The organism is Castellaniella sp. (assembly GCF_034675905.1).
GTDB lineage: Bacteria > Pseudomonadota > Gammaproteobacteria > Burkholderiales > Burkholderiaceae_B > Castellaniella.
On record NZ_JAUCCV010000005.1, the window covers coordinates 242,837 to 268,776 of the forward strand.

At 63.0% G+C, this 25,940-nt stretch carries 24 protein-coding genes; 14 read left to right on the forward strand and 10 right to left on the reverse strand.

The window, feature by feature from the left end:
- The first annotated feature begins 7 nt into the window (after positions 1-7).
- Both VDP79_RS06840 and nadB read left to right on the forward strand, forming a co-directional pair.
- Positions 8-2,878 (forward strand): adenosylcobalamin-dependent ribonucleoside-diphosphate reductase, encoded by a 2,871-nt coding sequence (locus VDP79_RS06840; protein WP_323017464.1) that lies wholly within the window; start codon positions 8-10, stop codon positions 2,876-2,878.
- A gap of 5 nt (positions 2,879-2,883) precedes the next feature.
- Positions 2,884-4,521 (forward strand): L-aspartate oxidase, encoded by a 1,638-nt coding sequence (gene nadB / locus VDP79_RS06845; RefSeq protein ID WP_323017465.1) that lies wholly within the window; start codon positions 2,884-2,886, stop codon positions 4,519-4,521.
- Positions 4,522-4,533: 12 nt separating this feature from the next.
- On the opposite strand, the gene nadC is transcribed toward nadB, so the two are convergent.
- The 3 genes from nadC to VDP79_RS06860 all read right to left on the reverse strand — a co-directional run bounded on the left by nadC (position 4,534) and on the right by VDP79_RS06860 (position 7,848).
- Positions 4,534-5,409: a carboxylating nicotinate-nucleotide diphosphorylase gene (nadC, locus tag VDP79_RS06850; RefSeq protein ID WP_323017466.1), complete on the reverse strand. Its 876-nt coding sequence runs from the start codon at positions 5,407-5,409 to the stop codon at positions 4,534-4,536.
- Positions 5,406-6,542, reverse strand: a complete 1,137-nt coding sequence (gene nadA, locus VDP79_RS06855; protein ID WP_323017467.1) for a quinolinate synthase NadA — start codon at positions 6,540-6,542, stop codon at positions 5,406-5,408. The genes nadC and nadA overlap by 4 nt, the downstream gene beginning before the upstream one ends.
- A 76-nt stretch (positions 6,543-6,618) precedes the next feature.
- Complete coding sequence (locus VDP79_RS06860; RefSeq protein ID WP_323017468.1) at positions 6,619-7,848, reverse strand: HD-GYP domain-containing protein; 1,230 nt, start codon at positions 7,846-7,848, stop codon at positions 6,619-6,621.
- 116 nt (positions 7,849-7,964) lie between these two features.
- Between VDP79_RS06860 and VDP79_RS06865 the strand changes: the two genes are divergently transcribed.
- The 4 genes from VDP79_RS06865 to VDP79_RS06880 all read left to right on the forward strand — a co-directional run bounded on the left by VDP79_RS06865 (position 7,965) and on the right by VDP79_RS06880 (position 11,585).
- Positions 7,965-8,522: a sterol desaturase family protein gene (locus VDP79_RS06865; protein WP_323017469.1), complete on the forward strand. Its 558-nt coding sequence runs from the start codon at positions 7,965-7,967 to the stop codon at positions 8,520-8,522.
- A gap of 24 nt (positions 8,523-8,546) precedes the next feature.
- Positions 8,547-9,185, forward strand: coding sequence for a glutathione transferase (gene yfcF, locus VDP79_RS06870; RefSeq protein ID WP_323017470.1), 639 nt, complete (start codon positions 8,547-8,549; stop codon positions 9,183-9,185).
- A gap of 247 nt (positions 9,186-9,432) precedes the next feature.
- The gene (locus VDP79_RS06875; protein WP_323017471.1) at positions 9,433-10,236 is read left to right on the forward strand and encodes a motility protein A; all 804 of its coding nucleotides are present in this window, start codon (positions 9,433-9,435) and stop codon (positions 10,234-10,236) included.
- Positions 10,233-11,585, forward strand: a complete 1,353-nt coding sequence (locus tag VDP79_RS06880) for an OmpA family protein (RefSeq protein WP_323017472.1) — start codon at positions 10,233-10,235, stop codon at positions 11,583-11,585. Before VDP79_RS06875 ends, VDP79_RS06880 begins: the two co-directional genes overlap by 4 nt.
- Here the strand turns inward: VDP79_RS06880 and VDP79_RS06885 are convergent.
- Both VDP79_RS06885 and VDP79_RS06890 read right to left on the reverse strand, forming a co-directional pair.
- Complete coding sequence (locus VDP79_RS06885) at positions 11,582-12,007, reverse strand: DUF411 domain-containing protein (RefSeq protein WP_323017473.1); 426 nt, start codon at positions 12,005-12,007, stop codon at positions 11,582-11,584. The two genes, VDP79_RS06880 and VDP79_RS06885, sit on opposite strands and share 4 nt — an antisense overlap.
- 69 nt (positions 12,008-12,076) lie before the next feature.
- Positions 12,077-12,373, reverse strand: a complete 297-nt coding sequence (locus tag VDP79_RS06890; protein ID WP_323017474.1) for an acylphosphatase — start codon at positions 12,371-12,373, stop codon at positions 12,077-12,079.
- 157 nt (positions 12,374-12,530) lie between these two features.
- Between VDP79_RS06890 and VDP79_RS06895 the strand changes: the two genes are divergently transcribed.
- The 3 genes from VDP79_RS06895 (at position 12,531) to VDP79_RS06905 (ending at position 16,695) form a co-directional block, all read left to right on the forward strand.
- Positions 12,531-14,414, forward strand: a complete 1,884-nt coding sequence (locus tag VDP79_RS06895; protein ID WP_323017475.1) for a methyl-accepting chemotaxis protein — start codon at positions 12,531-12,533, stop codon at positions 14,412-14,414.
- 154 nt (positions 14,415-14,568) lie between these two features.
- The gene (locus VDP79_RS06900) at positions 14,569-15,834 is read left to right on the forward strand and encodes an FAD/NAD(P)-binding oxidoreductase (RefSeq protein WP_323017476.1); all 1,266 of its coding nucleotides are present in this window, start codon (positions 14,569-14,571) and stop codon (positions 15,832-15,834) included.
- A gap of 99 nt (positions 15,835-15,933) precedes the next feature.
- A complete protein-coding gene (locus VDP79_RS06905; RefSeq protein ID WP_323017477.1) occupies positions 15,934-16,695 on the forward strand; it encodes an SDR family NAD(P)-dependent oxidoreductase in 762 nt (253 codons plus the stop codon).
- A 56-nt stretch (positions 16,696-16,751) separates the two neighbouring features.
- Here VDP79_RS06905 and VDP79_RS06910 read toward each other — a convergent pair whose 3' ends face one another.
- Positions 16,752-17,546 (reverse strand): hypothetical protein, encoded by a 795-nt coding sequence (locus VDP79_RS06910; protein ID WP_323017478.1) that lies wholly within the window; start codon positions 17,544-17,546, stop codon positions 16,752-16,754.
- Between the two features lie 134 nt (positions 17,547-17,680).
- Between VDP79_RS06910 and VDP79_RS06915 the strand changes: the two genes are divergently transcribed.
- The 5 genes from VDP79_RS06915 (at position 17,681) to VDP79_RS06935 (ending at position 22,479) form a co-directional block, all read left to right on the forward strand.
- Positions 17,681-18,490: an RsiV family protein gene (locus VDP79_RS06915; RefSeq protein WP_323017479.1), complete on the forward strand. Its 810-nt coding sequence runs from the start codon at positions 17,681-17,683 to the stop codon at positions 18,488-18,490.
- A 152-nt stretch (positions 18,491-18,642) separates the two neighbouring features.
- Positions 18,643-19,647, forward strand: coding sequence for a sulfate ABC transporter substrate-binding protein (locus tag VDP79_RS06920; protein WP_323017480.1), 1,005 nt, complete (start codon positions 18,643-18,645; stop codon positions 19,645-19,647).
- A 4-nt stretch (positions 19,648-19,651) separates the two neighbouring features.
- A complete protein-coding gene (cysT, locus tag VDP79_RS06925; RefSeq protein ID WP_323017481.1) occupies positions 19,652-20,506 on the forward strand; it encodes a sulfate ABC transporter permease subunit CysT in 855 nt (284 codons plus the stop codon).
- 15 nt (positions 20,507-20,521) lie between these two features.
- Entirely contained in the window at positions 20,522-21,409 is an 888-nt protein-coding gene (gene cysW, locus VDP79_RS06930) for a sulfate ABC transporter permease subunit CysW (protein WP_323017482.1), read from the forward strand.
- Entirely contained in the window at positions 21,406-22,479 is a 1,074-nt protein-coding gene (locus VDP79_RS06935) for a sulfate ABC transporter ATP-binding protein (protein ID WP_323017483.1), read from the forward strand. Before cysW ends, VDP79_RS06935 begins: the two co-directional genes overlap by 4 nt.
- A gap of 10 nt (positions 22,480-22,489) precedes the next feature.
- Here VDP79_RS06935 and VDP79_RS06940 read toward each other — a convergent pair whose 3' ends face one another.
- The 4 genes from VDP79_RS06940 to tmk all read right to left on the reverse strand — a co-directional run bounded on the left by VDP79_RS06940 (position 22,490) and on the right by tmk (position 25,936).
- Positions 22,490-23,359: an ankyrin repeat domain-containing protein gene (locus VDP79_RS06940; RefSeq protein WP_323017484.1), complete on the reverse strand. Its 870-nt coding sequence runs from the start codon at positions 23,357-23,359 to the stop codon at positions 22,490-22,492.
- A gap of 84 nt (positions 23,360-23,443) precedes the next feature.
- Complete coding sequence (locus VDP79_RS06945) at positions 23,444-24,220, reverse strand: TatD family hydrolase (protein WP_323017594.1); 777 nt, start codon at positions 24,218-24,220, stop codon at positions 23,444-23,446.
- 13 nt (positions 24,221-24,233) lie between these two features.
- Positions 24,234-25,280 (reverse strand): DNA polymerase III subunit delta', encoded by a 1,047-nt coding sequence (gene holB / locus VDP79_RS06950; RefSeq protein ID WP_323017485.1) that lies wholly within the window; start codon positions 25,278-25,280, stop codon positions 24,234-24,236.
- Positions 25,277-25,936 carry a dTMP kinase gene (tmk, locus tag VDP79_RS06955; RefSeq protein ID WP_323017486.1) on the reverse strand — a complete coding sequence of 220 codons (660 nt, stop codon included), beginning with the start codon at positions 25,934-25,936 and terminating at the stop codon, positions 25,277-25,279. The genes holB and tmk overlap by 4 nt, the downstream gene beginning before the upstream one ends.
- Positions 25,937-25,940: the final 4 nt, after the last annotated feature.

Sequence of the window (25,940 nt, forward strand, 5' to 3'; positions counted from 1 at the left end):
AGCCGGCATGAAACGTGCACAGATCACCCAGGGGCTGGAGCCCCAATCCATTTCCACGGAAGTCCTGCAGGAAAAATACGCCAAGGGCTCCGAGACTACGATCACCCAGATCCAGCAACGGGTTGCACGGGCGCTGGCCGCCGTCGAAAAACCGCGTCAGCGCAAACACTGGCAGACCCTGTTTCTGGATGCTCAGCAGCGGGGATTCATCCCCGCCGGGCGGATCAATTCAGCAGCCGGCACCGATCTGGCAGCGACCCTGATCAATTGCTTTGTCCAGCCGGTGGGCGATTCCGTATCCAGCGCCGTCGATGGCCGCCCGGGTATCTACGATGCTTTGCAAAAAGCCGCGGAAACCATGCGCCGGGGCGGGGGAGTCGGCTATAACTTCAGCCACATCCGCCCGGCGGGCGCCGCTGTCAAGGGCACGGCATCCAAGGCCTCCGGACCGGTATCCTACATGCGGGTCTTTGACCGCTCCTGCGAGACTGTCGAGTCGGCGGGCGCCCGGCGCGGCGCGCAAATGGGGGTATTGAGCGTCACCCACCCCGATATCGAAGCGTTTATCCGGGCCAAGCAAACGCCCGGCGAACTCACCAACTTCAATGTCTCGGTCAGCGTGACCGATGCCTTCATGCAGGCTGTCGAAGCCGATGCCCTGTTCCCCCTGACACACCCGGCCGAACCCGGCGAGGAATTCAAGGCCGCTGGCGCCCATCAACGCAAGGACGGCCTGTGGGTATACCGCGAGATCCGCGCCCGTGCGCTATGGGATCTGATCATGCAGTCGACCTACGACTACGCCGAACCCGGCGTGCTCTTTCACGACCAGATCAATCGCGAAAACAATCTGCATTACCTGGAAACGCTGGACGCCACCAATCCCTGCGGCGAACAGCCTTTGCCCGGCTACGGCTGCTGCTGCCTGGGCTCCATCGATCTCACCCGCTTTGTGCGCAACCCCTTTGGTTTGCAAGGCGAGGCGGATGTGGATTGGGCCGGCCTGGCTGAGGTCACGGCCGTGGCTATCCGGATGCTGGACAATGTGCTGGACGCGACCGTCTGGCCCTTGGCCGAACAGGCCGCCGAAGCCGCCCAGAAACGCCGGGTGGGGCTGGGCGTCACCGGCCTGGGGGATGCCCTGATCATGTTGGGGCTGGCGTACGATAGCGATCCGGCGCGCAGTATGGCAGCACGCTTTGCCCGCGAGGTCGCCCATGCGTCCTACCGCGCATCCGTGGCCTTGGCCCAGGAAAAGGGCGCCTTCCCAGGCTTTGCCGCTCATGAATACCTGAAAAGCGGATTTGCCCAGCGGCTGCCGGACGACATCCGCGCCGCGATTGCCGAACATGGCATTCGCAACAGCCATTTGACCTCGATTGCACCCACCGGCACGATTTCCCTGGCCTTTGCCGATAATGCCTCCAATGGCATCGAACCGCCGTTTTCCTGGACCTACACCCGCACCAAGCGCATGGCCGACGGCAGCAAACAGGATTACGCGGTCGAAGACCATGCCTACCGGCTATACCGCCTGATGGGCGGCGACGTATCGGGACCGCTGCCGCCGGCGTTTCGCACGGCGCTTGAAATCTCCGCTCAGGACCATGCCCTGATGGTGGCGGCGGTCAAGGACCACGTCGATGCGGCGATCTCCAAGACGGTCAACGTGGCCGTGGACTATCCCTACGAAGACTTCAAGGATCTGTATCTGCAGGCCTGGAAGCTGGGCCTGAAGGGCATTACGACCTATCGTCCCAGCGGCAAGCGCGGCGCCGTCCTGTCGGTTGCGCCGACGACTGCCCCGGCAGCGCAACCCGAAGCCATCTCATTGTCTGAATCCGACCGTCGCCTGGTGCTCAAGCGCACCATCGAGCCGGTGCTGAACAGCCTGCGCTGGCCCAACCGCCCGCGCCTGCCGCGCGGTGCATCCTGCTGGGCGTCCGATGCCATCGACACGGCCGAAGGCAGCTTCGTCGTGTTCGTGTCCGATCTGCAGAGCCGGCCCTTTGAAATCTGGGTCAATGGCGCGCGCCCCCCGCGCGGCCTGGGCTCGGTGGCGAAAATGCTCAGCCTGGACATGTACACGGACGATTTCCCCTGGCTGAACCGCAAACTGGAAGTCCTGGCCCGCACCAATGGCGGCGCGGATTTTCCGATTACCGACCCGGAAACCGGCGAACCGATCTGGATGCCGTCCACGGTCGCAGCACTGGCGCGGCTGGTGGCTTTCCGGCACCGTACCCTGGGCATTGCCGCCCAGGCGGACGCCTCGTCGGCCATGATGGATGCTCTGATCGCCCCGCGCGAACCCAAAACCGGCACCGACGGCACCATGGGCTGGATCTGCGATGTGCTCAATCCCGTGACCGGCGACGATTTTGTCCTGATGGTCAAGGAACTGCGCATGCCAGATGGTTCCACCCGGCCGTATTCCGTGTGGGGAGCAGGCAAATTCCCCAGGGCCTTTGAAGGTCTGTTCAAACTGCTCAGCCTGGACATGCGTATCGTCGATCCCGCCTGGATCAGCATGAAGCTGCGCAAGCTGATGAAGTACGCCGAACCCCAGGGGGATTTCCTGGCGCGCGAACCAGGCAGCGAGAAGTCCCGCGCTTTCCCCTCGACAGAAGCCTACATCGCCCGCTTGTTGATCCACCGCTACGCCATGCTGGGCATCCTGGACGAACAAGGCATGCCGATCGAGCAGATGGGCGTGGTACAGGCCGAAACCGAACCCGCCGCCGGCGCCGCAGCGCCCGTCGCAGCCGCGCCGGTGCTGCAAGGCAGCGAATGCCCGGAATGCCACCTGCACCGGGTCATCAAGAAAGACGGCTGCCAGTTCTGCACCAACTGCGGGTATACCGGGGTATGCGGATAAGCGCCATGGATCACAATCATTATGATGTCCTGATCATCGGCAGCGGCCTGGCGGGCCTGACGGTCGCTTTGCATCTGGCGGCTGACAAAAAAGTCGCTGTGCTGTCGAAAAAGGCTTTGCTCGACGGGGCCAGCAACTGGGCGCAAGGCGGCATCGCCGCCGTGCTGGATTCCCAGGACAGCCATGACAAGCACATGGCGGATACCCAAGTGGCAGGCGGCGGTCTGTGCGACATTGAAGCCACGCGGCATATCGTCGAACAAGGGCCGTCTGCGATCGACTGGCTGATCAAGCTGGGCGTGCCCTTTACCCAGGACCAGGGGGCCGAGCTGGGTTTCCACCTGACCCGCGAAGGCGGCCACAGCCAACGGCGCATCATCCACGCAGCCGACGAGACCGGCCATCTGGTGCAATTGACGCTGGAACAGCAGGTGCGGGCGCACCATAACATCACCTTGCTGGAATACCACTCCGGGGTCGAACTCATCACCAGCCGCATCCTGGAACCGCAAGCGCCCGCCCAAGCCGACGCGCCCGCCCGCTGCCTGGGGGCTTACGTCTATGACGAGCGCAGCGATCAGGTGCACACCATTCTGGCCGGCCAGGTGGTGCTGGCCACCGGCGGCGCCGGCAAGGTCTATCTGCACACCAGCAATCCGGATACGTCCACGGGCGACGGCATCGCCATGGCCTGGCGGGCCGGCTGCCGGGTCGCCAATATGGAATTCATGCAGTTTCACCCGACCTGCATGTATCACCCGCAGGCCAAGTCTTTCCTGATTTCCGAGGCCGTGCGCGGCGAGGGCGGGGTGCTGCGCCTACCCGCCGGCGCCGGTGCGCAAGCGGGCGAACGCTTCATGCAGTGGCATGATGAACGGCTGGAGCTCGCTCCGCGCGACGTGGTGGCCCGCGCCATCGATTTCGAGATCAAGAAACGCGGTCTGACGCATGTGGAACTGGACATCAGTCACCGGCCGCCTGAATTCGTCCGCGAACACTTTCCCACCATCCACGCCCGCTGCCTGGAATTCGGCATCGACATGACGCGCGAACCCATCCCGGTCGTGCCGGCGATGCATTTCACCTGCGGCGGCGTCGTGGTCGATCTGAATGGCCGCACGGATATCCCTGGCCTGTACGCAGTGGGTGAGACCGCCTATACGGGCCTGCACGGCGCCAACCGCCTGGCCAGCAATTCCTTGCTGGAATGCCTGGTGATCGGCCGCAATGCCGCCCACGACATCGACGCCCAGCCGGCGCCCGCTGCTATCGTCGCCCGGGTGCCGGCCTGGGATGACAGCCGCGCCCGCGACGGTGCGGAAGCCGTGCTGGTCACGCATGCCTGGGATGAGGTCCGCCGCCTGATGTCCAATTACGTCGGCATCGTGCGCACGCAAAAACGCCTGAATCGCGCCCGTCAGCGCATCAGTCTGCTGGAGCAGGAAATCGACGCCTATTATCAGGAATATCGCGTCACCAGCGATCTGCTGGAATGCCGCAACCTGATTCAGGTGGCGGCCCTGGTTGTCGCGGCGGCCTTATCGCGCAAAGAGAGCAGGGGGCTGCACTATTGCCAGGACTATCCCTGGACCTTGCCGCGCGCGCTGCCCACCGTCATGACGCCAGAAGAAGGTTTCCGCTGACGGTTTGCGGATTCATAGAATCCGCAGCGAATAATCCACGGCCTTGATGTCCTTGGTCAGGCTGCCGACGGAAATCCGGTCCACTCCGGTTTGCGCAATGGCGCGAACCGTTTCGTGGGTGATGCCGCCGGACGCTTCCAGCAAGGCGCGGCCCTGGGTCAGCGCCACGGCGGACCGCAGATCATCCAGGGTGAAGTTATCCAGCAGGATGGATGCCGCGCCGGCATTTAACGCCTGCTGCAATTCATCCAGGCTTTCGACCTCGATCTGCACCGGCACATCGTAGGGCAGGGCCTGGGCGGCCTGCAGCGCCGCAGCAATCCCTCCGGCGGCGGCAATGTGGTTTTCCTTGATCAGGACTCCGTCATACAGCGCCAGGCGCTGATTCTGCCCGCCACCGACACGGACGGCGTATTTCTGTCCCTGGCGCAGGCCGGGTATCGTCTTACGGGTATCCAGGATGGCTGCCGGCGTACCGCTGCTCAGGTCTGCATAGCGGCGGGTGGCGGTCGCTACACCGGAAAACAGCTGCAGGAAATTCAGGGCGGTGCGTTCCGCCGTCAATAAGGCGCGCGCCGGCCCATGCAAGCGGCAGACCACGGAACCTGCTTCCATCCAGTCGCCTTCCGCATAGGCCCAATCCAGCAGGATGCGATCATCGATCCGATGCATGACGGCCTCGAACCAGGGGGCGCCGCATAGCACTGCAGGCTCGCGCACGATGACATGGGCGGCTTCGACCTGGTCTTCGGGAATCAGCAGACCGGTGACGTCGCCCGTGCCGATGTCTTCGGCCAAGGCCTGATCGATATGCGCATCGAATGCCGCCTGCAGGGCAGGGGGGAAGGGCGCATGAGGATTGCGCAAAGAGGAAGAGGAATGGCTCATGCGGGGCCGACCTTTTCAAAAAGCGCCTGTTCCAGCGCAAGATCCGCGCCGGGATGCACCTGGCGGCGATGCGCCGCCGCAAAATCCAGCATCCGATCGATACAGACTTTGGCTTGCCGGCCCAAGGCGGGTTCCAGATGGACTTCGTTACGGTCGAATTCCAAGGCGTCTGCGATGCCCTTCAGGGAATTCATGGCCATCCAGGGACAGTGAGCACAGCTTTTACACGTCGCCGATTCACCGGCCGTGGGGGCCGCGATGAAGGTCTTGCCGGGGGCAGCCAAGCGCATTTTATGCAACAGGCCCTGGTCGGTAGCGACAATGAAAGTCGTGGCTGAGGATTCCGTGACGGCGGCCAGCAGGCGCGATGTCGAGCCGACCACATCCGCCTGAGCCACCACGCCGGCGGGGGATTCAGGGTGCACCAGAATCAGCGCGTCCGGGTGTTCCTGGCGCATCAAGTCCAGCTCGACACCCTTGAATTCATCATGCACGGTGCATGAGCCCTGCCAGAGCACCATATCGGCGCCGGTCTGGCGCTGGATATAGGAACCCAGGTGGCGGTCTGGCGCCCAGAGGATTTTTTTACCCTGGCGGTGCAGATCCGCCACGATATCCAGACCGATCGAAGACGTCACCATCCAATCAGCCTGCGCTTTTACCGCCGCGCTGGTGTTGGCATAGACCACAACGACCCGGTCCGGGTACTGCGCCCGGAACTGGCGAAAGGCGATCGGGTCGCAGCCCAGGTCCAGGGAACAGGTGGCATCCAGGTCCGGCATGAGGATGCGTTTTTCGGGGCTGAGGATCTTGGCCGTTTCACCCATGAAACGCACCCCGGACACCACCAGCGTGTCGGCGGCATGATCGCGCCCGAATCGCGCCATCTCCAGCGAATCGGACACACAGCCGCCGGTTTCTTCGGCCAGGTCCTGGATGTCGGCATCCACGTAGTAGTGGGCCACCAGGGCGGCATGGCGTGATTTCAGCAGGGCGCGGATGCGGTCTTTCTGGAATTCACGTTCTTCGGGAGACAGGGAAGGAGTGACCCGGGCCCAGGCTTCGGCAACGCTCAGGGTTCCGCTGGCCATGTCCGGGCGATCGAATTCGACGATTCGGGTACCTGAAGGCATGATGAATGAAAGCTTAAAAAGAGGAAATGAACCCAGGGATCATACGACAAAGCCATGGCGTATGCCGGCGATATCCTTATTGCCCGGACATCCAATAGTCGTTCAGATCCGGGAAATGCCAGGCGTCCGGATCTTCTAGGTCCTGAATGCCGTCGTCGCATTGCGGCAGAGACAGATCCAGGGTCTCGGGGGGCAAGTCCCGTTTGTCTGTGGCAGAGTAAAACACCCGGACAACGGGGGTCAGCAAGGAGTCTCGACCGGGGTCGATGACGACTGCCAGACGTTGCGAACGCAAACGAACCAGGGACCCGATAGGATAGATGCCCACCGCCTTGACGAAGGATTCGAATATCGAGCGGTCGAAATGCCCTTCCCAGCGCGCCATCCGGCGCATGGCTTCCGCCGGGCTCCAGGGGGCCTTGTAAGGGCGTATGGAGGTGACCGCATCGTAGACGTCGCAGACAGCCCCCATGCGAGCCAGCAAGGGAATGGAGTCGCCGCCCAGGCGACCGGGGTAGCCGCCGCCGTCAATCCTTTCATGATGGTGCATGGCCACCGCCTGGACAGCAGGAGCTGCGCCGCCTTCCTGAAGCATGGCGGCGCCTCGGGCAGGGTGGCGCTTCATGAGATCGAATTCGGCGCTGCTCAGTTTGCCCGGTTTGTTCAGGACATCCAACGGTATGCCGGCCTTGCCCAGATCGTGCATCAGGCCCCCCAGACCCGCCAATTGCGTCGATTCGGCATCCAGTCCCATTTCTTTGGACAGGGCCAACATCAGGGCGCAGACCGCAACCGAATGCAGATAGGTGTAGTTGTCCTGCGTCTTCAGGCGAGCGACGCTTAACAGCGCCTGTGGATGGCGTTCTACGGAATCAGCAATCTGGCGCACCAGCGGCAGGGTAGTGCTGGCGTCGATGGCTCGCCCCATCCGGGCCTCGTCGAACATGCCCATGATCTGATCGCGCGCCACCAAACACACGCGGCGGGCGCGCTCGACTTCCTCGGCCAGGGGCGTTGTCTCGCCGGGTTCAGACAGGGGAGACAAAGCAGGGGACTCGGTCACCGCCGACAACATCCAACCGGCTTCGGCGAAAGGGGGCGCGGCGGCGGCATGGCCGCCATCGGGCGTCTTTCCTGTGACGACCCAGACATCCGGGATGCCGCAGCGGCGGATGGTGTCCAGATCGCGCGGGCTGCGCAGCAGAAAATTCCCCTTCCAGAAGGGGTGCTGGAACCAGTTGCCACCCAATCTGTGGATGTACATGCCAAGACGCAGCTCGGAGATCGGGATCCGCTTGATCGACATCGGGCTCTTCATGCTTGAGGATTATAAATTATGACGTCAAGATTATGACGTCAAGAATTAGGGATTTCCCGAGGGAAATTCTATACTGGAGGCAGTCCATCGAATACGGGTTCGCCATGGTACTTTTCAAGCTGGAACAGCATCCGGTCGTCTACTTCGCGGACTTCGTCCTGTATCCGATCGTCATTGCTCTGGGAGTCGGTGTGTTGCTATGGCAAGGACCCAGCCCGGCCTGGGCTTTGCTGCTGGCGGCGATTCTTGGCTTTTTGGCCTGGAGCCTGATTGAATATGGTTTGCACCGCTTCGTGCTGCACGGCTTGCAGCCGTTCAAACGCTGGCACGAAGAACACCATCAACGCCCCTTTGCCCTGATCGGTACGTCCACGCCCGCCAGCCTGGCGTTTTTCGCCGTGCTGGTGTTCTGGCCGCTATCCCTGTCCACTGATCGCTGGCTGGCCTTGTCCGCGACGCTGGGCGTGGTGACTGGCTACCTGCTGTATACCATTGTTCACCATGCCACGCACCACTGGAAAGCGCGGCCTGGGTCTTGGGCGCAAGCACGCAAGAAAGACCATGCTCGGCACCACCATCCTGGCGCTGAAGGCTGGTATGGCGTTACAACGCCATTCTGGGATCATGTATTTCGTACTGATTCATCCATCAAACACCTCTGATCATTGATTGCACGGAGCCCCACCATGTCTGATTCCTTGATGCTGTACACCGATTCCAACTTCATCAGTCCGTACGCCATGTCGGTATTCGTCGCCTTGACTGAAAAAGGGCTGGCGTTCGAGATGACGCCGGTCGACCTGGGGCGGGGCGAACAGCGGCAGACCGCCTACGGTGCGCTATCGCTGACGGGCAAAGTCCCCGCGCTGGTGCACAACGGGTACGGCTTGGCGGAATCGACCGCCATCATCGAATATGTGAACGAGGCTTTTGCGGGTCCTGCGCTGTTGCCGCAAGACCCGCAGCAGCGCGCCCGGGCGCGCCAGATACAGGCTTGGGTGCGTTCGGATCTGATGCCGCTGCGCCAGGAACGTTCATCCGACATCCTGTTTGACCGTCCGGCCCAGGCCTTGCCGCCGCTCAGCGACGATGCCCGCCTGGCCGCCGACAAACTGATCCGCGTGGCCGAGCAATTGCTGCCTGCTGCAGGCAAGTCTCTGTTCGGCGCCTGGAGCATTGCCGATCTTGATCTGGCCTTCATGCTGAACCGCCTGGTGTCGGGCGGAGACGCCGTGCCACAAAGACTGACCGACTATGTCCACCACCAATGGGCGCGATCGTCGGTGCAGCGCTGGGTAGGGTTCAATGAAAGACAGCGGGCCTGATGCCAGGCCGACTGGCCTGCCAGCGGTCAGTCGGTGTTTGACGAGTGCGATGAATTAGAATCCATTTCTTTAACTTGACATAATACACATTATACGAATATCAGGATCAATCAGCAGCAGTCAACCATGGAGCTTCAGCGGGAAACAGCGCATGGATCACGCCGCACATCGGGTATAGCCCTGCAGCGGATCAAGGTAAGATGCTATTTTCCTTGTTCTTCTGCGGGCCACGTCCACCGTCATGCGCATGAATCCCTCGACCCTGATCGGTATCGTCGCCAGTATGCTGTTGCTGGCCGTTGTACTGGCGTTCTCCACCGAAGACCCGCAGCTGTTCATCGACATACCCGGACTGGGTATCGTGTTGCTGGGTACGGCGGCGGCGACGTTCATCGCTTATCCGCTGCGCGAAGTCATGCGCATCTTCGGCCTGATGCGCAGCGTCGTGCATGATGAAAAACTGCATGTGGAACGCGATCTGGAAGACTTGGTGGCCATCTCCAAGATCTGGATGCAAAGCGACATCCGGGCAGTCGAAGACGCGCTGGAAAAAGTCTCCAATCCCTTTTTACGCAGCGGCGTGCAACTGGTCATCGACAATGTGCCGGAACAGGACATCATCGACCTGCTGCAATGGCGCACCGCTCGCATGAAGGCCAAAGAACACGCCGAAGCGCAGCTGTTTCGCGTGATGGCGGGCTTTGCGCCGGCCTTCGGCATGGTTGGCACCTTGGTCGGCTTGGTGAATCTGCTGTTCCTGCTGGGCAGCGGCGACATCACGGCCATCGGCCGCCAGATGGCGCTGGCCCTGATGACCACGTTCTACGGGGTGCTGCTGGCCAATCTGCTGTTCAAGCCCATCGCCGTCAAACTCGAACGCCGCACGGAACAGCGCCTGGTGCTGATGAATACCATCATGCAGGGCATTTCCATGATGAGCCAGAAACGCAGCCCCACATTGATGCGCGAAACACTGAAGGCCTTCGTCGCCGACGTGCGCGATGAAATCAAGGACAGTGACGCCGCGCCTCGTGCGGAACAGGCCTCATGAGATCCGGACCGCTGGAACTGCAGCCTGCCCGCGAGTTCGTGCAACGGATGCACGAACTTGAGTCCGAGCTGCAGCGCGCCCGCCAGGCCCAACGCCGGCTGAAGGCCAATCCCGATATCGCCTCGGGCTGGGGGCTGGAAACCCGCGCGCCGCTTCAGCAAGAGGAAGGCTGGTTCCTGACCTACCTGGATATGATGACGCTGCTGCTGGTCGCCATGATCGTCATGCTGGCGTTTTCCGGCAGTCTGGCGCGGCGCGAACAAGCGCCCACCGTGACGGCAACAGTCCCTGCCGTGGCGCTTGCCACGCCAGAGACCAGCCTGGCTGATTCTCTGCCGCCGCCCGTCTTGCCTGCTGCCGCTGTCAACCGCGCAGATGGCATTCCCGCCCCCGACGCTGCTTTCCCCTACCCGGCTGCACCCGCCGCCGCCTTCGAACAATCCGGCTATCCCTCCGATGCCGTGGCGGCGCTGGCTTCCGCTTATCCGACGCCCATGGATCTGGCGCCGAAACCCGCCCCGGAACCCCCTGCTCCCGCCGCGACGCCCGAACCTGAAGAACCCCAGGCTGCGCCCGCTACTGTCGCCCCTGCCTCGCCCACCGCGGAAACACCGCCCGCCACAGCAGTGGCGGCGGCTGCCGCTGCTCCAGCCACTTCCGCGCCGGCAGTAGCAGCAGTCACGCCGCTGCCCTCCCCGGCTGCTGCTGCCCCTCATTCTGCCCCTACCCCTGCACCAGAGGTCCTGCAGGCGACGGCTGCTGCACCGGCGCCAGAGACTGCCCAGGCAGTCTCGTCAACCGCTCCGGCCGAGATCCCGGATCATTCCCAATCCGAAGGCGAATCTTTGGCGGCCGCTTTGCCCTTGGACGAATTGGGCAGCGAAGTCGAGGTCATCGTCAATCAACGCTCGGTCAGCCTGCGCATCAACAATGAAATTCTCTTCGGTACGGGCCAGGCCGATCTCAGTCCGCACGGTCTGGCCGTGCTCAAGCGCATGGCCGAGGTCCTGTCCAAGGATGGCTATGACATCGTGGTCGAAGGCCACACTGATTCTGTCCCGGTGCGCAATAACGGCCGCTACCCATCCAATTGGGAATTGTCCACGGCGCGAGCGGGCAGCGTGGTGCGCTATCTGCAGGCCAACGGCATCGACAAGGCGCACCTGAAGGCCGTCGGCTATGCCGACACGCGGCCGATCGCCGGCAATCGGGATGCTGATGGCCGGGCGCGTAACCGCCGGGTGGAACTGGTGATTGAAAAGCCCGACCCGACGAAGCCGCCGCAAACATCCGGCCAGGCAGGGGCGGCCGGCGCTATCCCGCCATCGGGTTCAGGACGCGCGGGTTAGTCTTTGGAAAACGGCTTTCCCTGGAAATCCACCGTCACCAGATTGCCATCCAGAGCCCCCATGCCCGGTGCATTCTGGGGCATGCCAGGCGCAGCGACCCCGCGCACTTGCGGGTCTGCCAGCAATTTGCGCACGACAGACGCCGGCACATGGCCTTCGACGATCTGGCCGCTGGATTCAATCCGCGCGGTGTGACAGGACGCCAGATTCATGGGCACGCCCAGCTGGGACTTGATCTGCGCCATATCGATCGTCGGCACTTCGCGAACCTCGAACCCTTCGGCGCGCATGTGTTCCGCCCAGCCATGGCAACAGCCGCAATTCGGATCCTGATGAACGGTGATGGCTTCACTCGCATGGGCATTCAAGCCAAAGCTCAGTGTGCTGATCGCCAGCAGGCCGCAGAGTGCTAATGATTTCATATCGCGTGTTTCTCGATAGTGGAAGAATGCAGGCTTGGACGCCGGATAAACGGATTGGTTCCTGTCGCGTCAGGTCTGTTCAAAACGGTCATAGTGGCGCTCTGTCTGGACTTCCTGGTGCTGGACGCCGCTGACGCGTGCGCCCGGCGGCCCCTGCAGCAGCCAGGACAGCATCTGATCGACTTCTGCGTGCGCCCCCTGCAGCAGGGCCTCTACGCGGCCATCGGGCAGATTGCGCACCCAACCGCCCAGTTTCAGGCCGTGGGCCTGACGGACGGTGGCCGCCCGGAACCCTACCCCCTGGACTTTGCCTTCGATCAAGACGGACAGGGTTTCAAGCGTATGAGGGGAATGCAGGTGTTTCATGACAGCACGGCAAGGTGGGGCAAGGAAAGCATGTTAATCCACAGAAGGCGGCTACGCCGCCGTCCTTAAAATGAGGCCAAGTCCCCGGGCGCGTCCTCTCGCCTTGTCAGGGCGATCAATAGGTCCACTCTCTTTCATATCTATAGGAAGTGATGCCATGGGTATTCGTTCCTTATCCATTCGCGCCAAAGTCGTCCTGGCGTCCGCCCTGACGGTCGCCGTCGCCATGGTCCTGCTGGCGACGGCCAACGTCCTGTCCGCTCAGCAGACCGTCAAGGAACTGGTCGGATCGCAGACCAGCAGCCTGATCAAGAGCAATGCACGCGAAATCGAAAGCTGGGCGCGGGACAAGACCGACATTCTGTCGTCCCTGGCGCCGGTGGCGCTGGCGGATCAGCCTGAATCATACCTGCAGCAGGCCCAGAAATCCGGGCGCTTCATGCAGACCTATGTGGGCCGGTCCGCAGACAAGCAGATGAAGACCAATGTGCCTCTGAATCTGCCGGCGGGCTACGACCCCACTACGCGCCCGTGGTACGCCGACGCCGCCAAGGCCGGCAAACCCATACTGACCGCGCCTTACCGGGATGCCTCGTCGGGCACCATCGTCCTGAGCGTCGCGGTGCCGCTGCAGAAAGACGGCAAAGTCCAAGCCGTGATTGCCGGTGACATCGGCCTGGACGACATCATCGCCAGCACGCGCGCCTTGCGGCCGACCGAACACAGTTTTGCCTATCTGGTGGCGGGCGACGGCAAGATCATCGCCCACCCCGATCCGGAACTGACCCTCAAGCCCGCCACCGACGTCTTTCCGCGCTACGACATGCAGCGCCTCAAAACTCTGGCGGACCATCCAGGCGAACTGGGCGACACGATCAAGGCCGGTCCCGTCTACTGGCTGTCGGCCACCAGCATTCAGGGGACCGATTGGAGCCTGGTGGTGGCGCTCAGCCAGGATGACGTCCTGGCCGGTGTGCGCAAAATGCGTACCCAGGCCGTCATGACCGGCGTGCTGATGATTCTGCTGGCGGCCGCGGTGCTGGCGACCTTGACGCGTGTGCTGCTGCGCCGCCTGGGCAGCCTCAAAGACGCCCTGCAGGATATCGCCTCGGGCGAAGGCGACCTGACTCTGCGCCTGGACCAATCCGGGCATGATGAACTGTCTCAGGTCGGCGCTTCGTTCAACCAATTTGTGGACAAGATCGCCGGCACCCTGCGCAGCATCCGCCAGACCACGGATTCGGTGCACATCGCATCCGACGAGATTGCGGCCGGCAATACCGATCTGGCCCGTCGTACCGAAGGCGCCGCTGCCAGTCTGCAGGAAACGTCCAGCTCCATGGAGGAACTGTCCAGCACCGTCAAACAGACGGCCGATGCCGGCAATGCGGCCGTGTCGCTGGCCGACAGCGCCCGTAATGCCGCCCATCAAGGCGGCGCGCTGATGGGCCAGGTCGTCGAAACCATGCAGGCCATCAACGACAATGCGGGCAAGATCGGCGATATTATCGGTGTGATCGACAGCATTGCCTTCCAGACCAATATCCTGGCCCTGAACGCCGCCGTCGAAGCAGCCCGTGCAGGCGAACACGGCAAGGGCTTTGCCGTAGTGGCATCCGAAGTCCGCGCCCTGGCGCAGCGCAGCGCCCAGTCGGCCCGGGAGATCAAGGCGCTCATCGACACCAATGTGACGCAGGTGTCGCATGGCGGCGAACAAGTCCGCCAAGCCGGCGCCGCCATGGACAAGATCGTGTCAGAGGTGCAGCGCGTCACCGACATCATCAACGAGATCAAGGTCGCCACCAACGAGCAAAGCCTGGGGATCAGCCAGATCGAAATCGCTGTCCAGCAACTCGATGGCGCGACTCAGCAGAACGCCGCTCTGGTGCAGGAATCGGCTGCCGCCGCCGACAGCCTGCGCGATCAGGCACAGGTGCTGGCTCAGGCAGTGGCAGGCTTCAGATTGGACGCGGATGCCGGTCACCATGCGGGCGCCGCCGGGGCTGTCTCCCGACCGGCCCTGCCCGCGCCGCGATCATAAGCGCTATCTCCCTGTTGATGGATGGGTTTTGTCGAAATCGGTCATATCGACATAGCCCATCCATCGTTCTGTTTCATCTGCTCACTCTCTAGAATGGCATCATCGCTTGCCCAAGCATCTGCGCGGCAGCACCACTGACCCATTCGAGGCATCCATGAGCAAACCTGCGTCGTCCCCCCGCAAGCATACGATCGTGATCATCGGCGCCGGCACCGGCGGAGCCTCTGTGGCCGCCCGCCTGCGCCGCAATCAGCCCAATCTGGACATCGCCGTGATCGAGCCCTCCAGCCATCACGATTACCAGCCCGCCTGGACCCTGGTGGGCGGCGGCGCCTACCGCGCCGAAGACACCCGCCGCAATCTGCATGACTGCCTGCCAGATGGCGTGCGCCATATCGCTCAGCGCGTCACCCGCCTGCTGCCCGATGAACGCCAGGTTGTGCTGGACGACGACAGCCGGGTGGTCTATGACTATCTGGTCGTGGCCGCCGGCATCCAGATCAACTGGCAGGCGATCGACGGCCTGGAGGAATCCCTGGGTAAAAATGGCGTCACCAGCAATTACCGCTACGACCTGGCCCCCTACACCTGGGAACTGGTACGTCAGTTTCAGGGTGGAAATGCCGTGTTCACCCAGCCTGCCGGCGCGGTGAAATGCCCTGGCGCCCCGCAAAAAGCGCTGTATCTGGCCGCCGATCATTTCCGGCGCCGGGGGATGACATCCGCTAAACTGCAGTTCCGCTCGGGCGGCGCCTCGGTCTTTGGCATCCCGTTCTATGCCCAGGCCCTGGACAAGGTCATGGCATCCTACGGGGCGGAACCGCATTACGGCAATCATCTGGTCCAGGTGCGCGGCGAAGACAAAATCGCCGTCTTCGAATCGGTAGTGGACGGCCAGGCGGTGCGCGAGGAAGTCCCCTACGACATTCTGCATGTGGTGCCGCCGCAAAGCGCGCCTGATTTCATTCGCGAAAGCCCGCTGGCCGACGCCAATGGCTGGCTGGAAGTCGACAAGAACACGCTGCGCCATCCCCGCTACCCGAACGTGTTCGGGCTGGGAGACTGCACCTCCACCCCTAACAGCAAGACCGCCGCCGCCATCAAGAGCCAGGCGCCGGTCCTCAGCAGCAATCTGCTCAGCGCCTTGCGCGGCGCTGGCAACGTAGACACGTACGATGGTTATGCCGCTTGCCCGCTGACGACATCGCGTGGCAAGGTGCTGTTGGCGGAATTCACGTATGGCGGCACGATCACCCCCAGCCTGCCGCTGGATCCGCGTGTGCCCCGGCGTTTCTACTGGTGGCTCAAGCGGTCCTTCCTGCCCTGGTTCTACTGGAACATCCTGATCAAGGGCCGCGGTTTGCCGGTGACGCACAAATTGCGCCAATTCCCCGCTGGCGTGCCGTCGGTTCAACCCTGACCCTTGGGCGTTGACGCCCAGCGCCCTGTCGGTGCCGGGCGAATCCTTCTGCTAGGATGATACTTTTTTGTCATCCCGCTTGTTCCGCAAAGGATTGCCATGTCTAAAATCGCTCTGGTCACCGGCGCATCCGCCGGTTTCGGCGCTGCCATTTCCCGCCGCTTGATTGCCGAAGGCTATACCGTCGTGGGCGCCGCCCGCCGGCTGGATCGTTTGCAGACTCTGCAGGCGGAACTGGGCGCTGCCTTTCACCCTCTGGTGATGGACGTCACCGATACGGCAGCCATCGACCAGGGCTGCGGCTGGATCTCGCAGCAATTCGCGGGCCTGGATCTGCTGGTGAACAATGCGGGGCTGGCTTTGGGCGTGGCGCCGGCACAAGAAGCCTCGCTGAATGACTGGGAACGCATGATTGCCACCAATGTGCTGGGGCTGACGCGGCTGGTGCATGCCGTGCTGCCGGGTATGGTCAAGCGCAATCAGGGCCATATCATCAACATCGGCTCCACCGCAGGCAGCCACCCCTACCCCGGCGGCAATGTCTACGGCGCGACCAAAGCCTTTGTACGGCAGCTCAGCCTGAATCTACGAGCTGATTTGTGGGGCACCCAGGTGCGGGTAAGCAATATCGAACCGGGCCTATGCGGCGGTACCGAATTTTCGCTGGTCCGCCTGGGCGACACAGAGCGCGCCGCTGCGGTGTACGAAGGCGCCGATCCGCTGACGGCCGACGATATCGCCGACGCTGTCGCCTGGGTGGCCACCCGTCCGGCCAGGGTCAATATCAATGCCGTGGAATTGATGCCGGTGTCGCAGTCCTTCGCCGGACTGAAGATCCACCGCGCCACGCCAGCGGCCTGACGCACTGCACCAGCAAGCAGCGCGCCCTGGGCAATGGCTCTGCGCGCTGTAATTCCCTACCCTCGCATCAGCATCAGCGTCATCGACTTGGGTTCTATGATGGTCGCCCCGCTAAAGGGGCGATCATAGGACGCAATCAGATACAAGGTCGCGCCAAAGCCCAAGGAAAACAAAGCCAGCGCCACGACCATCGCCCGGCGCTGGTTGGCATGCAGTTCGCAGATCACACAGGCGGCGACGAGCAGCAACACCATCACAGCGCTCCATTTCGTCATGACCACCCGGCTATTGGCGACCAGCAGGCGCTGATTGCGGGCTGATTCAGCCTGCCGCGTATACCAGCGCAAATCCTTGGCCGCCTGGCGCAGGCCGATCCGTTCAGGCCCAGCGGTTTCGGCCATGACATCCACCTGGATGGCGGTCTGCTCCAGCGCGTCCAACAGGCTTTCCGCCCTTTGACTGGCCTGTCCTAGCGCCATCAGAGGCCATTCCTGTTCGACGATGTCGCGCACATAATCGTTCGTCAAACCCACCACTTGTTCGCGCAATTCGGCAGGCAGGTGCTGGGCGATCCCCAGGATATCGGCGACGGCAATGGCTTCTTGCTCGACCGCCGTGCGCCCCTTGCTTTCCTGCTGCCAGACATCCGAGGCGACAAAGGCAATGACCAGGCCGGTGGGCAACAAAATGCCCGACAGCATGGTGTTGACCATGCTGGCCTTGTGCCGATTGGGCCACACCAGACGCAGCAGCGCCATACTGGCCGCCGCCAGGGTCGAGACCAGGCAGACAAGCAGGATACAGACGATGAATAGCGACCAATCCTGCAGCTCGTACATGAAATCAAACATCCTGGCTCCCCGTCTTGTGTGTATGGTAGATTCTGCTCATGCAACGCTGGCATGAAAAACCAGGCCACATTATTACCGAAATTCAGTTCACATCCGCCAAGCGCGAGTGCGGCTGCCCGTTGATGGACCCATACATGCGACCCCTATCTTCCTTGCTTACCCGATCCCGTTGGACCGCTCTGGCCGGCATCCTGGCGCTGACCGCCTGCGCCAGCGGCCCCCAGGACAACCTGTCGCTGATCCCGGCTCAACTGGATCAGCAGACGCAGCAGGAAGGCCTGTTCGTACAACCCGTCAAATGGACGGCAAAGCGCCCCGATTGCACGGGGGATTGCCCCAAACTGGTCGTGGATTCCCTGGCGTTTCCCGGCCATCCGCGCCTGACAGAACTGGTCGATCATGCACTGGCCGCCATGACCTGGCTGGATACCCAACGCCCGGCTCCGTATGATACGGTGCGCGCCTATCAGGATTATTTCTGGAAGACGGCCGGCCAGCGCGACGAAACCGACCTGACGGCGCGCACCCGCTACCGTAACAGCCGCCTGACCGTGGTCGAACTGAACGCCGGTCAATACCGCACCGGCATGGCCCACGGCATGACAGGGTCGCAATTTCTGAACTGGGACAATCAGGCCGAAAAGGCGCTGACCATCGATAATCTGCTGGCGCCCGGCGCTCGCCCGGCTTTTGACGAAGTCCTGAAACAAACCCACGCCCGCTGGCTGCAAAGTCATCGCGATGCGGTGCAAAGCACTGACACCTTTTCCCGCATGTGGCCCTTCGTATCCAGCGATAACGTCGCCCTGACCGATCAGGGGCTGGTGGTGAAATACCAGCCCTACGAAATCGCTCCCTACGCCTGGGGTCAGCCCGAACTGCTGATTCCCTATCCGCAACTCCAAGGCATTTTGCGGCCGTCCTTTCTGCCGCCGCAGCCCTGACCCGCCTCGGCGCCATCCCGCCCAGGCATACGCATATAGCAGGGCCGCATTATGCGCGCCCTGTATATCGTTTGACGAAACGATTCGTTCAGTCTCAGGGCGGAACTCTTTAAGCTGGTGTCTCGATCCATTGGAATGACGAGGCACCTTTTATGCGATTCCGATCGCTGCTAGTCCTGGCAGCCGCCCTCAGTTTGACAAGCCCGACGCAGGCCGCCGAGCTGACGCTGCTGAACGTCTCTTACGACCCCACGCGCGAACTGTATCAGGCCTACAACCAGGCTTTTGCCCGCTACTGGCAGGAAAAAACCGGGGATCAGGTCACGATCCGCCAATCGCACGGGGGGTCGGGCAAACAAGCGCGTTCTGTGATCGACGGCCTGCAGGCCGATGTCGTGACCCTGGCCTTGGCGCCGGACATCGACGCCATCGCCGCACGCGGGGCGATCCGTGCGGATTGGCAGTCACAGCTGCCTGAACACAGCGCCCCCTACACTTCTACCATCGTATTTCTGGTGCGCAAGGGCAACCCGAAAGGCATTCACGACTGGCAGGACCTGATCCAACCCGGCGTACAGATCATCACGCCCAACCCCAAGACCTCAGGCGGCGCACGCTGGAACTATCTGGCAGCCTGGGGCTATGCCCTGCGCCAGCCGGGCGGCAATGAGGCCAAGGCGCGAACATTCGTCAGCCAGATTTATCGGCAGGTGCCGGTACTGGATTCGGGCGCGCGCGGCGCTACCACAACGTTTGTCGAACGTGGCATCGGCGACGTCTTGCTGGCCTGGGAAAACGAAGCGCTGCTGGCCATCCAGGAACTGGGGCCCGACAAAGTAGACATTGTGGTGCCATCGGTTAGCATCCTGGCCGAGCCGCCTGTTGCCGTTGTGGACAAGGTCGTCGACGCGCGCGGCACCCGCGTGGCGGCGCAGGCCTATCTGGCCTATCTCTATTCCGAGGCCGGCCAGGAAATCGCGGCAAAAAGCTACTACCGCCCTACGCTGCAGGCGGTGGCCGAGCGCCATGCCGGACAATTCCCGCCGGTCTCATTATTCAAACTGAGTGACATCGCGCCCAGTTGGGCCGATGCGCAGAAAACGCATTTCGCTGACGGCGGCACCTTCGATCAGATCTACCAGCCTGGCGGGCAATAAGACCATGCCGCTGTCCACTGCTTTGCGCGCTTCTGCGCGCCCCGTACTGCCGGGTCGCAATCTGACGCTGGGGCTGACACTGAGCTATCTGGGGCTGATCGTGCTCCTGCCTCTGTCAGCCGTCATCTTGAACGCCTCTACCCTAGGAGCAGAGGCCTTCTGGCACGCTGTCAGCACCCCCAGGGCGTTGGCCTCGTACCGTCTCAGTTTCGGCAGCGCCTTGCTGGCGGCAACGGTGAACGTCGTTTTCGGCGGCATTGTCGCCTGGGTGCTGGTGCGCTACCGCTTTCCCGGCAAACGCCTGATCGACGCCCTGGTGGACCTGCCCTTCGCCCTGCCAACGGCAGTCGCGGGGATCGCCTTGACCGCGCTGTACGCACCCAATGGCTGGCTGGGCGGTTTGCTGGCGCCACTGGGCATTCAGGTCGCCTTCAAACCCTTGGGCGTCGTGGTGGCGTTGATCTTCATCGGCCTGCCCTTTGTCGTGCGCACCGTCCAGCCGGTGCTGGAAGACATGGCAGCCGAATATGAAGAGGCTGCCAGCAGTCTGGGGGCATCGCGTCCGCAAGTCTTCATCCGCGTGGTATTCCCGATCATCCTGCCGGCCCTGCTGACGGGCTTTGCCCTGGCCTTCGCGCGCGCGGCCGGCGAATACGGGTCTGTCATCTTCATCGCCGGCAATATGCCCATGGTGTCCGAAATCGCACCGTTGCTGATCATCACCAAGCTGGAGCAATACGACTACGCAGGCGCCACGGCGATCGCGGTGGTGATGCTGGGCATCTCGTTCACCTTGCTGCTGGCGATCAATCTGCTTCAAGCCTGGGTGCGGCAGCGCTCGACCGGGCGCACCGATTAAGGAAAATCCCCAGCCATGACTGCTCTTGCTCTTGACCCCCTCAGCCTCGGCGCGGCAGCGCGTCCGAACCCGGAAGGCCGTTGGGTCCGCATGATTCTGATGGGTACGGCCTTTGCCTTTCTGCTGCTGTTCCTGTTCATTCCGCTACTGGCGGTTTTCCATGAGGCGCTGGCCAAGGGTTGGGCGGCCTGCGTGGCAGCGATGACAGACCCCGATGCCTTGGCGGCGATCCGCCTGACGCTGACGGCGGCAGGCATTGCCGTCCCTCTGAATCTGGTCTTCGGGGTCTGCGCCGCCTGGTCCATCACGCGTTTTGAATTCCCGGGAAAACAGCTGCTCACGACCTTGATCGACCTGCCCTTTTCGGTCTCTCCCGTCATCGCCGGCCTGATTTACGTGCTGCTGTTCGGCGCCCAGGGCTGGTTCGGCGCCTGGCTGCAGGCGCATGACATCCAGATCCTGTTCGCTGTACCGGGCATCGTGCTGGCGACGGTCTTCGTCACGGTTCCCTTTGTCGCTCGCGAGCTGATCCCGCTGATGCAGTCCCAAGGCAGCGATGAGGAAGAAGCCGCCATCGTCCTGGGCGCATCGGGCTGGCAGGTATTCTGGCACGTCACCCTGCCCAATATCCGCTGGGGTCTGTTTTACGGCGTCATCTTGTGCAATGCCCGCGCCATGGGGGAATTCGGCGCCGTATCCGTCGTGTCCGGCCATATCCGCGGCCTGACCAACACCCTGCCTTTGCATGTGGAAATCCTCTACAACGAATACAACTTCGCGGCTGCCTTTTCCGTGGCGTCCCTGCTGGCGCTGCTGGCGCTGCTGACCTTGGCCTTGAAGTCCCTGGCGGAATGGCATCTGCACGCCCAGGCCGCCAAAACCGCATCGGAGTTTTCATCATGAGCATCGAAGTCCGCCATATTCATAAGCAATTCGGCGCCTTTACGGCGCTGAACGATGTGTCCCTGGCCTTTCCGGACGGACGCCTGACGGCCTTGCTGGGCCCTTCGGGCTGCGGCAAAACGACGCTGCTGCGCATCATCGCCGGACTGGAACACCCGGATCAAGGGCAGGTTCTGCTGGAAGGGCTGGATGCATCCCATACGCATGTACGCCAGCGCCAGGTCGGTTTCGTCTTCCAGCACTACGCGCTGTTCAAGCACATGACGGTGTTCGAGAATGTGGCCTTCGGCCTGCGCGTCAAACCGCGCGGGCAGCGGCCGACCGAGCGGCAGATCCGCGACAAGGTCATGGGCTTGCTGGAACTGGTGCAACTGGCCTGGCTGGCCGACCGCCGGCCCGCAGCGCTATCGGGCGGGCAGCGCCAGCGTATCGCCTTGGCCCGCGCCTTGGCGGTGGAGCCGCGTGTCCTGCTGCTGGACGAGCCGTTCGGCGCCCTGGATGCCAAGGTGCGCAAGGAACTGCGGCGTTGGCTGCGGCGGCTGCACGACGAACTGCATATGACCAGCCTGTTCGTCACGCATGACCAGGAAGAGGCTCTGGAAGTCGCCGATGAAGTCGTCATCATGAACAAGGGCCGGGTGGAACAAAGCGGCGCGCCACAGACCGTGTACGACCAGCCGGAAACCGCCTTCGTGTATGGTTTCCTGGGGCACGTGAATCTCTTTCACGGCCGTGTGCGCGACGGGCGCCTGCATACCGGGGGGACGGCGCTCGATATGCCTGGCCTGGACAGCACAGCCGACGCCCCAGGTACGGCCTACGTCCGGCCGCACGATATCCAGATCGAGCCGCTACCGGCAGCCGGCCAGCCGCTTGCAGACAAAGGCCTGTTGGTCGACCTGCAACGGGCGCATGCCTTTGGGCCTCTGGCCCAGCTGGAACTGCGACGCGAAGACACACAGGAAATCATTGAAGTCGTGATGTCCAGCCGGGAATTCGATCAGATCCGGGCGCAAGGCCATCGGCGGTTCATCGCCCGCCCCCGCCACGCCCGCGTGTTCCTGAATTAGCCCGCCGGCATCACTGCGCGTCCTCGAAGCGGTTCAGATCGAAATAGCGCGAGAACGAGGACTCTTCGCCCGCCGCTTTCGGGGCGGGCTGCTGGGCGACCGCAGCGGGCGCCGCTGCAGCCGGATCGCTTGAGGCGGGACCATGGCGGCGTTGCGTGACCTGAGCCGCCAGGGTTTCCAACTGGGCGGCCAGCGCCGTATGGTTGCGCTTGAGCGCCCAGGCGGCCGCCGTTTCATGCGCTGCATTGAACATGGTGGAGTCTGCGCCATGCGACAGCAGCAGCTGCACCATGGCCGGCTTGCCTGACAGGGCAGCCATCATCAGCGGCGTCGTCCCGTCCGGTCCCGGCGCGTTGACGATGGCGCCCCAGTCGATCAGCAGACTGGCCATCTCGACCTGGGCCTTGGACGCCGCATAATGCAGGGGCGTCCATCCCAGGCGATTGACCTGAGCGCCGGCCTGGATCAGGGCGGCCGCCCGGTCGGTTTGCCCCAGAATGGACAGGTACATCAGCGCGGTTTCATCGCGCGCGTTGGGCTGATCGACTTTCACGCCGGGGGCGATCTTCAACACGTCAAAGACGCGCCAGGACTGATCGCGAGCCGCCTGTGTCAGGGCCGGGTTGCCCAGTTGATTGAGAGCGGCAGGGTCCGTACCCCGCAGCAGCATGCCCTGGACGGCGGACACATCATCGCGGCGGATGGCCGACCACCAATCCGATGTGGGCGCCTTTTGCGCCTGAGCCGCCGACGCGCACAGCACACCGGCCAGCACAAGCATGAGCAGCCATGATCCCGGCATGCGCCAGCCTGACAGGAACCGGACCTGTGTCCGGTGAGCGACTATCCAGGATGATGACGTTTCTCGATCAAACGACATGGTGGATGACCTCCAGCAAAAAGTGTCCGAATGGCGGGCAAGCGCCGGCTGATCCACCGGGCACGGCCCGGGCGTCTCGTGCCGCTAGGCCGTGATTTTATGAAAGAGCGTGAAGTAGTTGTCCGTCGTGGCCTGTTCGATGATGGAAACCGGCACGCCGCGCAATTCGGCGATTTTTTCCGCCACATGGATGACTTTGGACGGATCATTGAGTTTGCCCCGATACGGCACCGGCGCCAGGTATGGGGAATCGGTCTCGATCAGCATGCGATCCAGCGGCGTCTTGCGCGCCACATCCTGCAGCGCCACCGCGTTCTTGAAGGTCACGATGCCGGAAAAGGAAATATAAAACCCCAGATCCAGCGCCGCCTGCGCCACTTCCCACGATTCGGTGAAGCAATGCATCACGCCGCAGTCGGCCTGTTCCTCGCGCATCAGACGGATCGTGTCGTCCGCTGCCGATCGGGTATGAATGATCAGGGGCAAGCCTGTCTGCCGGGCGGCCCGGATATGGATGCGAAAACGGTCCCGCTGCCAATCCAGCGGTTCCGTCAAGCGGTAATAATCCAGCCCGGTTTCGCCGATGGCCACGACCTTGGGGTGCGCTGCCCTGGTCAACAGGTCGTCCAGCGTAGGCTCGGCGGCATCATCGTCCTCGGCATCGTTATCCGGGTGCACACCGACCGAGGCATGCAGATGGGGATGGGCTTCGACCAATGCCATCAAGCCCGGCCAGTCGCGCAGATTGACGCTGACCACCAGCGCATGGCCGACTTGGTTGGTTTGCATCCGGGCCAGCACATCGGGCAATTGCGCCTGCAGGTCGGGGAAATTCAGATGGCAGTGGGAATCGACGTACATAGGGGTCAGATAGTCAGGATCGACGGCCGCCGGCCATAGGACGCACGGCGTGCAGCAGTCGCTGGGCGGCATGGTCGCTCAGCAATTTGGGATTCAAAGGGTGCTGGGCCAAACGGCGCTGGTCTCGCAGCCATTGGCCAGCCTGGGCCAAGGCCCCGGCATCCACCGCACCGGCGATGCGCCGGATGCTGGCATCCTGTTCAGGATAGTACCGCGCTGGCAGCCCGTGCACCGCCAGGCTCAGATCCAGCCAGAGGCGCTGAAAGCCATCCAGCCAGAGGGCCGGATCCAGTGCGGTCAGAGCATCCGCTAAAGGCGCTGACGCTCTGTCGCTACCCGCCAATGCCAGAAATTGCTCCAGCCAGGCAGGGCTGGCCGGCTGCTGCGCCCTGGCCTGCTGCAGCGCCAACAGGGGTGCGCCTCCTGCTGCCGCCAGCCGTGTGACGGCTTGATCCACGTCCTGTGCTTGCAGCCAGGCCAAGGCCTGGGCGGTATCAGGCGCCGGCAGGGGCAAGCGTCGGCAGCGCGACACCAAGGTGGGCAGCAGCCGGTCAGGCGCCTGGGCAACCAGCAGAAAAACCGTGTGAGCCGGGGGCTCTTCCAGGACTTTCAGCAGCGCATTGGCGGCGATGGTATTCAATGATTCTGCGGGATACAGCAGCGCCACCCGCCAGCCGCCGCGATGGGTGGCCGTATTGAACCAGGGCAGCAGGCTGCGGATCTGCTCGATGCGAATGTCGCGCGAGGGCTGCTTTTTGCCGCCGCCGGCTTCGTCGCTGTCTTCGGCGGCGCCCTCCTGGGCGGCGACCGCGTCGGGACGGATACGGCGCAAATCAGGATGATTGCCCGCCTGAACCCAGCGGCAGGCTTGGCACTGGCCACAGGCCAGGCCGGATTGCGGGGATTCGCACAGAAGGCTGGCCGCCCCGGCGGCGGCGAACTCCTGCTGGCCGATGCCTGGCAGACCATGAATCAGCCAGGCATGCGCAAAACGTTCACGGTCCGCCAGCCAACTGCGGGCCAGGGGCTGCTGCCAAGGCAGGAAATCGAATGGCGTCATGCCGTGTCCGCCGCGCGATGCGCAGGATCGCCATGGGCCCGCAAAAGGCTCCGCAAAGCGGATTCCAGATGCACCCGGATGCCTGGGATGCTGTCCCGCGCGTCGATGACATGAAATCGTGCGGGATTTTCTGCCACACGGGCATGGTAAGCCACGCGGGTGCGCTCGAAAAACGCTGCACCTTCCTGCTCGAAGCGGTCGGCGGCCTCCCTGCCCTGCTGCAGGCGGGCGCGGGCGGTTTCCAGCGGCACGTCGAACAGGAATGTGCAATCCGGCCCTTGTCCTTGCTGCACCCAGTCTTCCAGGAGCCGGATGGCAGGCGCCCCCAGTTCCCGGCCGCCGCCTTGATAGGCAAACGAAGCGTCCGTATAGCGGTCGCACAGCACCCATTGGCCGCGCTCCAGCGCCGGTTGAATACGGGTGCGCCAGTGTTCATTGCGTGCCGCGAACATCAACAGGGTCTCGGTGCGCAGATCCATGGGCTGATGCAGCACCAGCGTACGCAGCTGTTCGCCCAGCGGGGTGCCGCCCGGTTCACGGGTTTCCAGCAGATCAATGCCGGCCTGGCGCAGCCAATCGGCCATCCAGCCCGCATGCGTGCTTTTGCCGGCCCCGTCCAGGCCTTCGAGCGTGATAAAGCAGCCGCGCTGCGCCATAGAG

Excerpts from the sequence above, each read along its gene's own strand:
- yfcF (WP_323017470.1), top strand. The coding sequence starts at position 8,547 with ATGTCTGATTCCTTGATGCTGTACACCGATTCCAACTTCATCAGTCCG.
- VDP79_RS06935 (WP_323017483.1), top strand. The coding sequence starts at position 21,406 with ATGAGCATCGAAGTCCGCCATATTCATAAGCAATTCGGCGCCTTTACG.
- cysW (WP_323017482.1), top strand. The coding sequence starts at position 20,522 with ATGACTGCTCTTGCTCTTGACCCCCTCAGCCTCGGCGCGGCAGCGCGT.
- VDP79_RS06885 (WP_323017473.1), bottom strand. The coding sequence starts at position 12,007 with ATGAAATCATTAGCACTCTGCGGCCTGCTGGCGATCAGCACACTGAGC.
- nadB (WP_323017465.1), top strand. The coding sequence starts at position 2,884 with ATGGATCACAATCATTATGATGTCCTGATCATCGGCAGCGGCCTGGCG.
- nadA (WP_323017467.1), bottom strand. The coding sequence starts at position 6,542 with ATGCCTTCAGGTACCCGAATCGTCGAATTCGATCGCCCGGACATGGCC.
- VDP79_RS06875 (WP_323017471.1), top strand. The coding sequence starts at position 9,433 with ATGAATCCCTCGACCCTGATCGGTATCGTCGCCAGTATGCTGTTGCTG.
- VDP79_RS06840 (WP_323017464.1), top strand. The coding sequence starts at position 8 with ATGAAACGTGCACAGATCACCCAGGGGCTGGAGCCCCAATCCATTTCC.
- VDP79_RS06860 (WP_323017468.1), bottom strand. The coding sequence starts at position 7,848 with ATGTCGATCAAGCGGATCCCGATCTCCGAGCTGCGTCTTGGCATGTAC.
- VDP79_RS06910 (WP_323017478.1), bottom strand. The coding sequence starts at position 17,546 with ATGTTTGATTTCATGTACGAGCTGCAGGATTGGTCGCTATTCATCGTC.
- VDP79_RS06940 (WP_323017484.1), bottom strand. The coding sequence starts at position 23,359 with ATGTCGTTTGATCGAGAAACGTCATCATCCTGGATAGTCGCTCACCGG.
- VDP79_RS06865 (WP_323017469.1), top strand. The coding sequence starts at position 7,965 with ATGGTACTTTTCAAGCTGGAACAGCATCCGGTCGTCTACTTCGCGGAC.
- VDP79_RS06915 (WP_323017479.1), top strand. The coding sequence starts at position 17,681 with ATGCGACCCCTATCTTCCTTGCTTACCCGATCCCGTTGGACCGCTCTG.
- holB (WP_323017485.1), bottom strand. The coding sequence starts at position 25,280 with ATGACGCCATTCGATTTCCTGCCTTGGCAGCAGCCCCTGGCCCGCAGT.
- VDP79_RS06905 (WP_323017477.1), top strand. The coding sequence starts at position 15,934 with ATGTCTAAAATCGCTCTGGTCACCGGCGCATCCGCCGGTTTCGGCGCT.
- VDP79_RS06880 (WP_323017472.1), top strand. The coding sequence starts at position 10,233 with ATGAGATCCGGACCGCTGGAACTGCAGCCTGCCCGCGAGTTCGTGCAA.
- VDP79_RS06945 (WP_323017594.1), bottom strand. The coding sequence starts at position 24,220 with ATGTACGTCGATTCCCACTGCCATCTGAATTTCCCCGACCTGCAGGCG.
- VDP79_RS06920 (WP_323017480.1), top strand. The coding sequence starts at position 18,643 with ATGCGATTCCGATCGCTGCTAGTCCTGGCAGCCGCCCTCAGTTTGACA.
- cysT (WP_323017481.1), top strand. The coding sequence starts at position 19,652 with ATGCCGCTGTCCACTGCTTTGCGCGCTTCTGCGCGCCCCGTACTGCCG.
- VDP79_RS06900 (WP_323017476.1), top strand. The coding sequence starts at position 14,569 with ATGAGCAAACCTGCGTCGTCCCCCCGCAAGCATACGATCGTGATCATC.
- tmk (WP_323017486.1), bottom strand. The coding sequence starts at position 25,936 with ATGGCGCAGCGCGGCTGCTTTATCACGCTCGAAGGCCTGGACGGGGCC.
- VDP79_RS06895 (WP_323017475.1), top strand. The coding sequence starts at position 12,531 with ATGGGTATTCGTTCCTTATCCATTCGCGCCAAAGTCGTCCTGGCGTCC.
- nadC (WP_323017466.1), bottom strand. The coding sequence starts at position 5,409 with ATGAGCCATTCCTCTTCCTCTTTGCGCAATCCTCATGCGCCCTTCCCC.
- VDP79_RS06890 (WP_323017474.1), bottom strand. The coding sequence starts at position 12,373 with ATGAAACACCTGCATTCCCCTCATACGCTTGAAACCCTGTCCGTCTTG.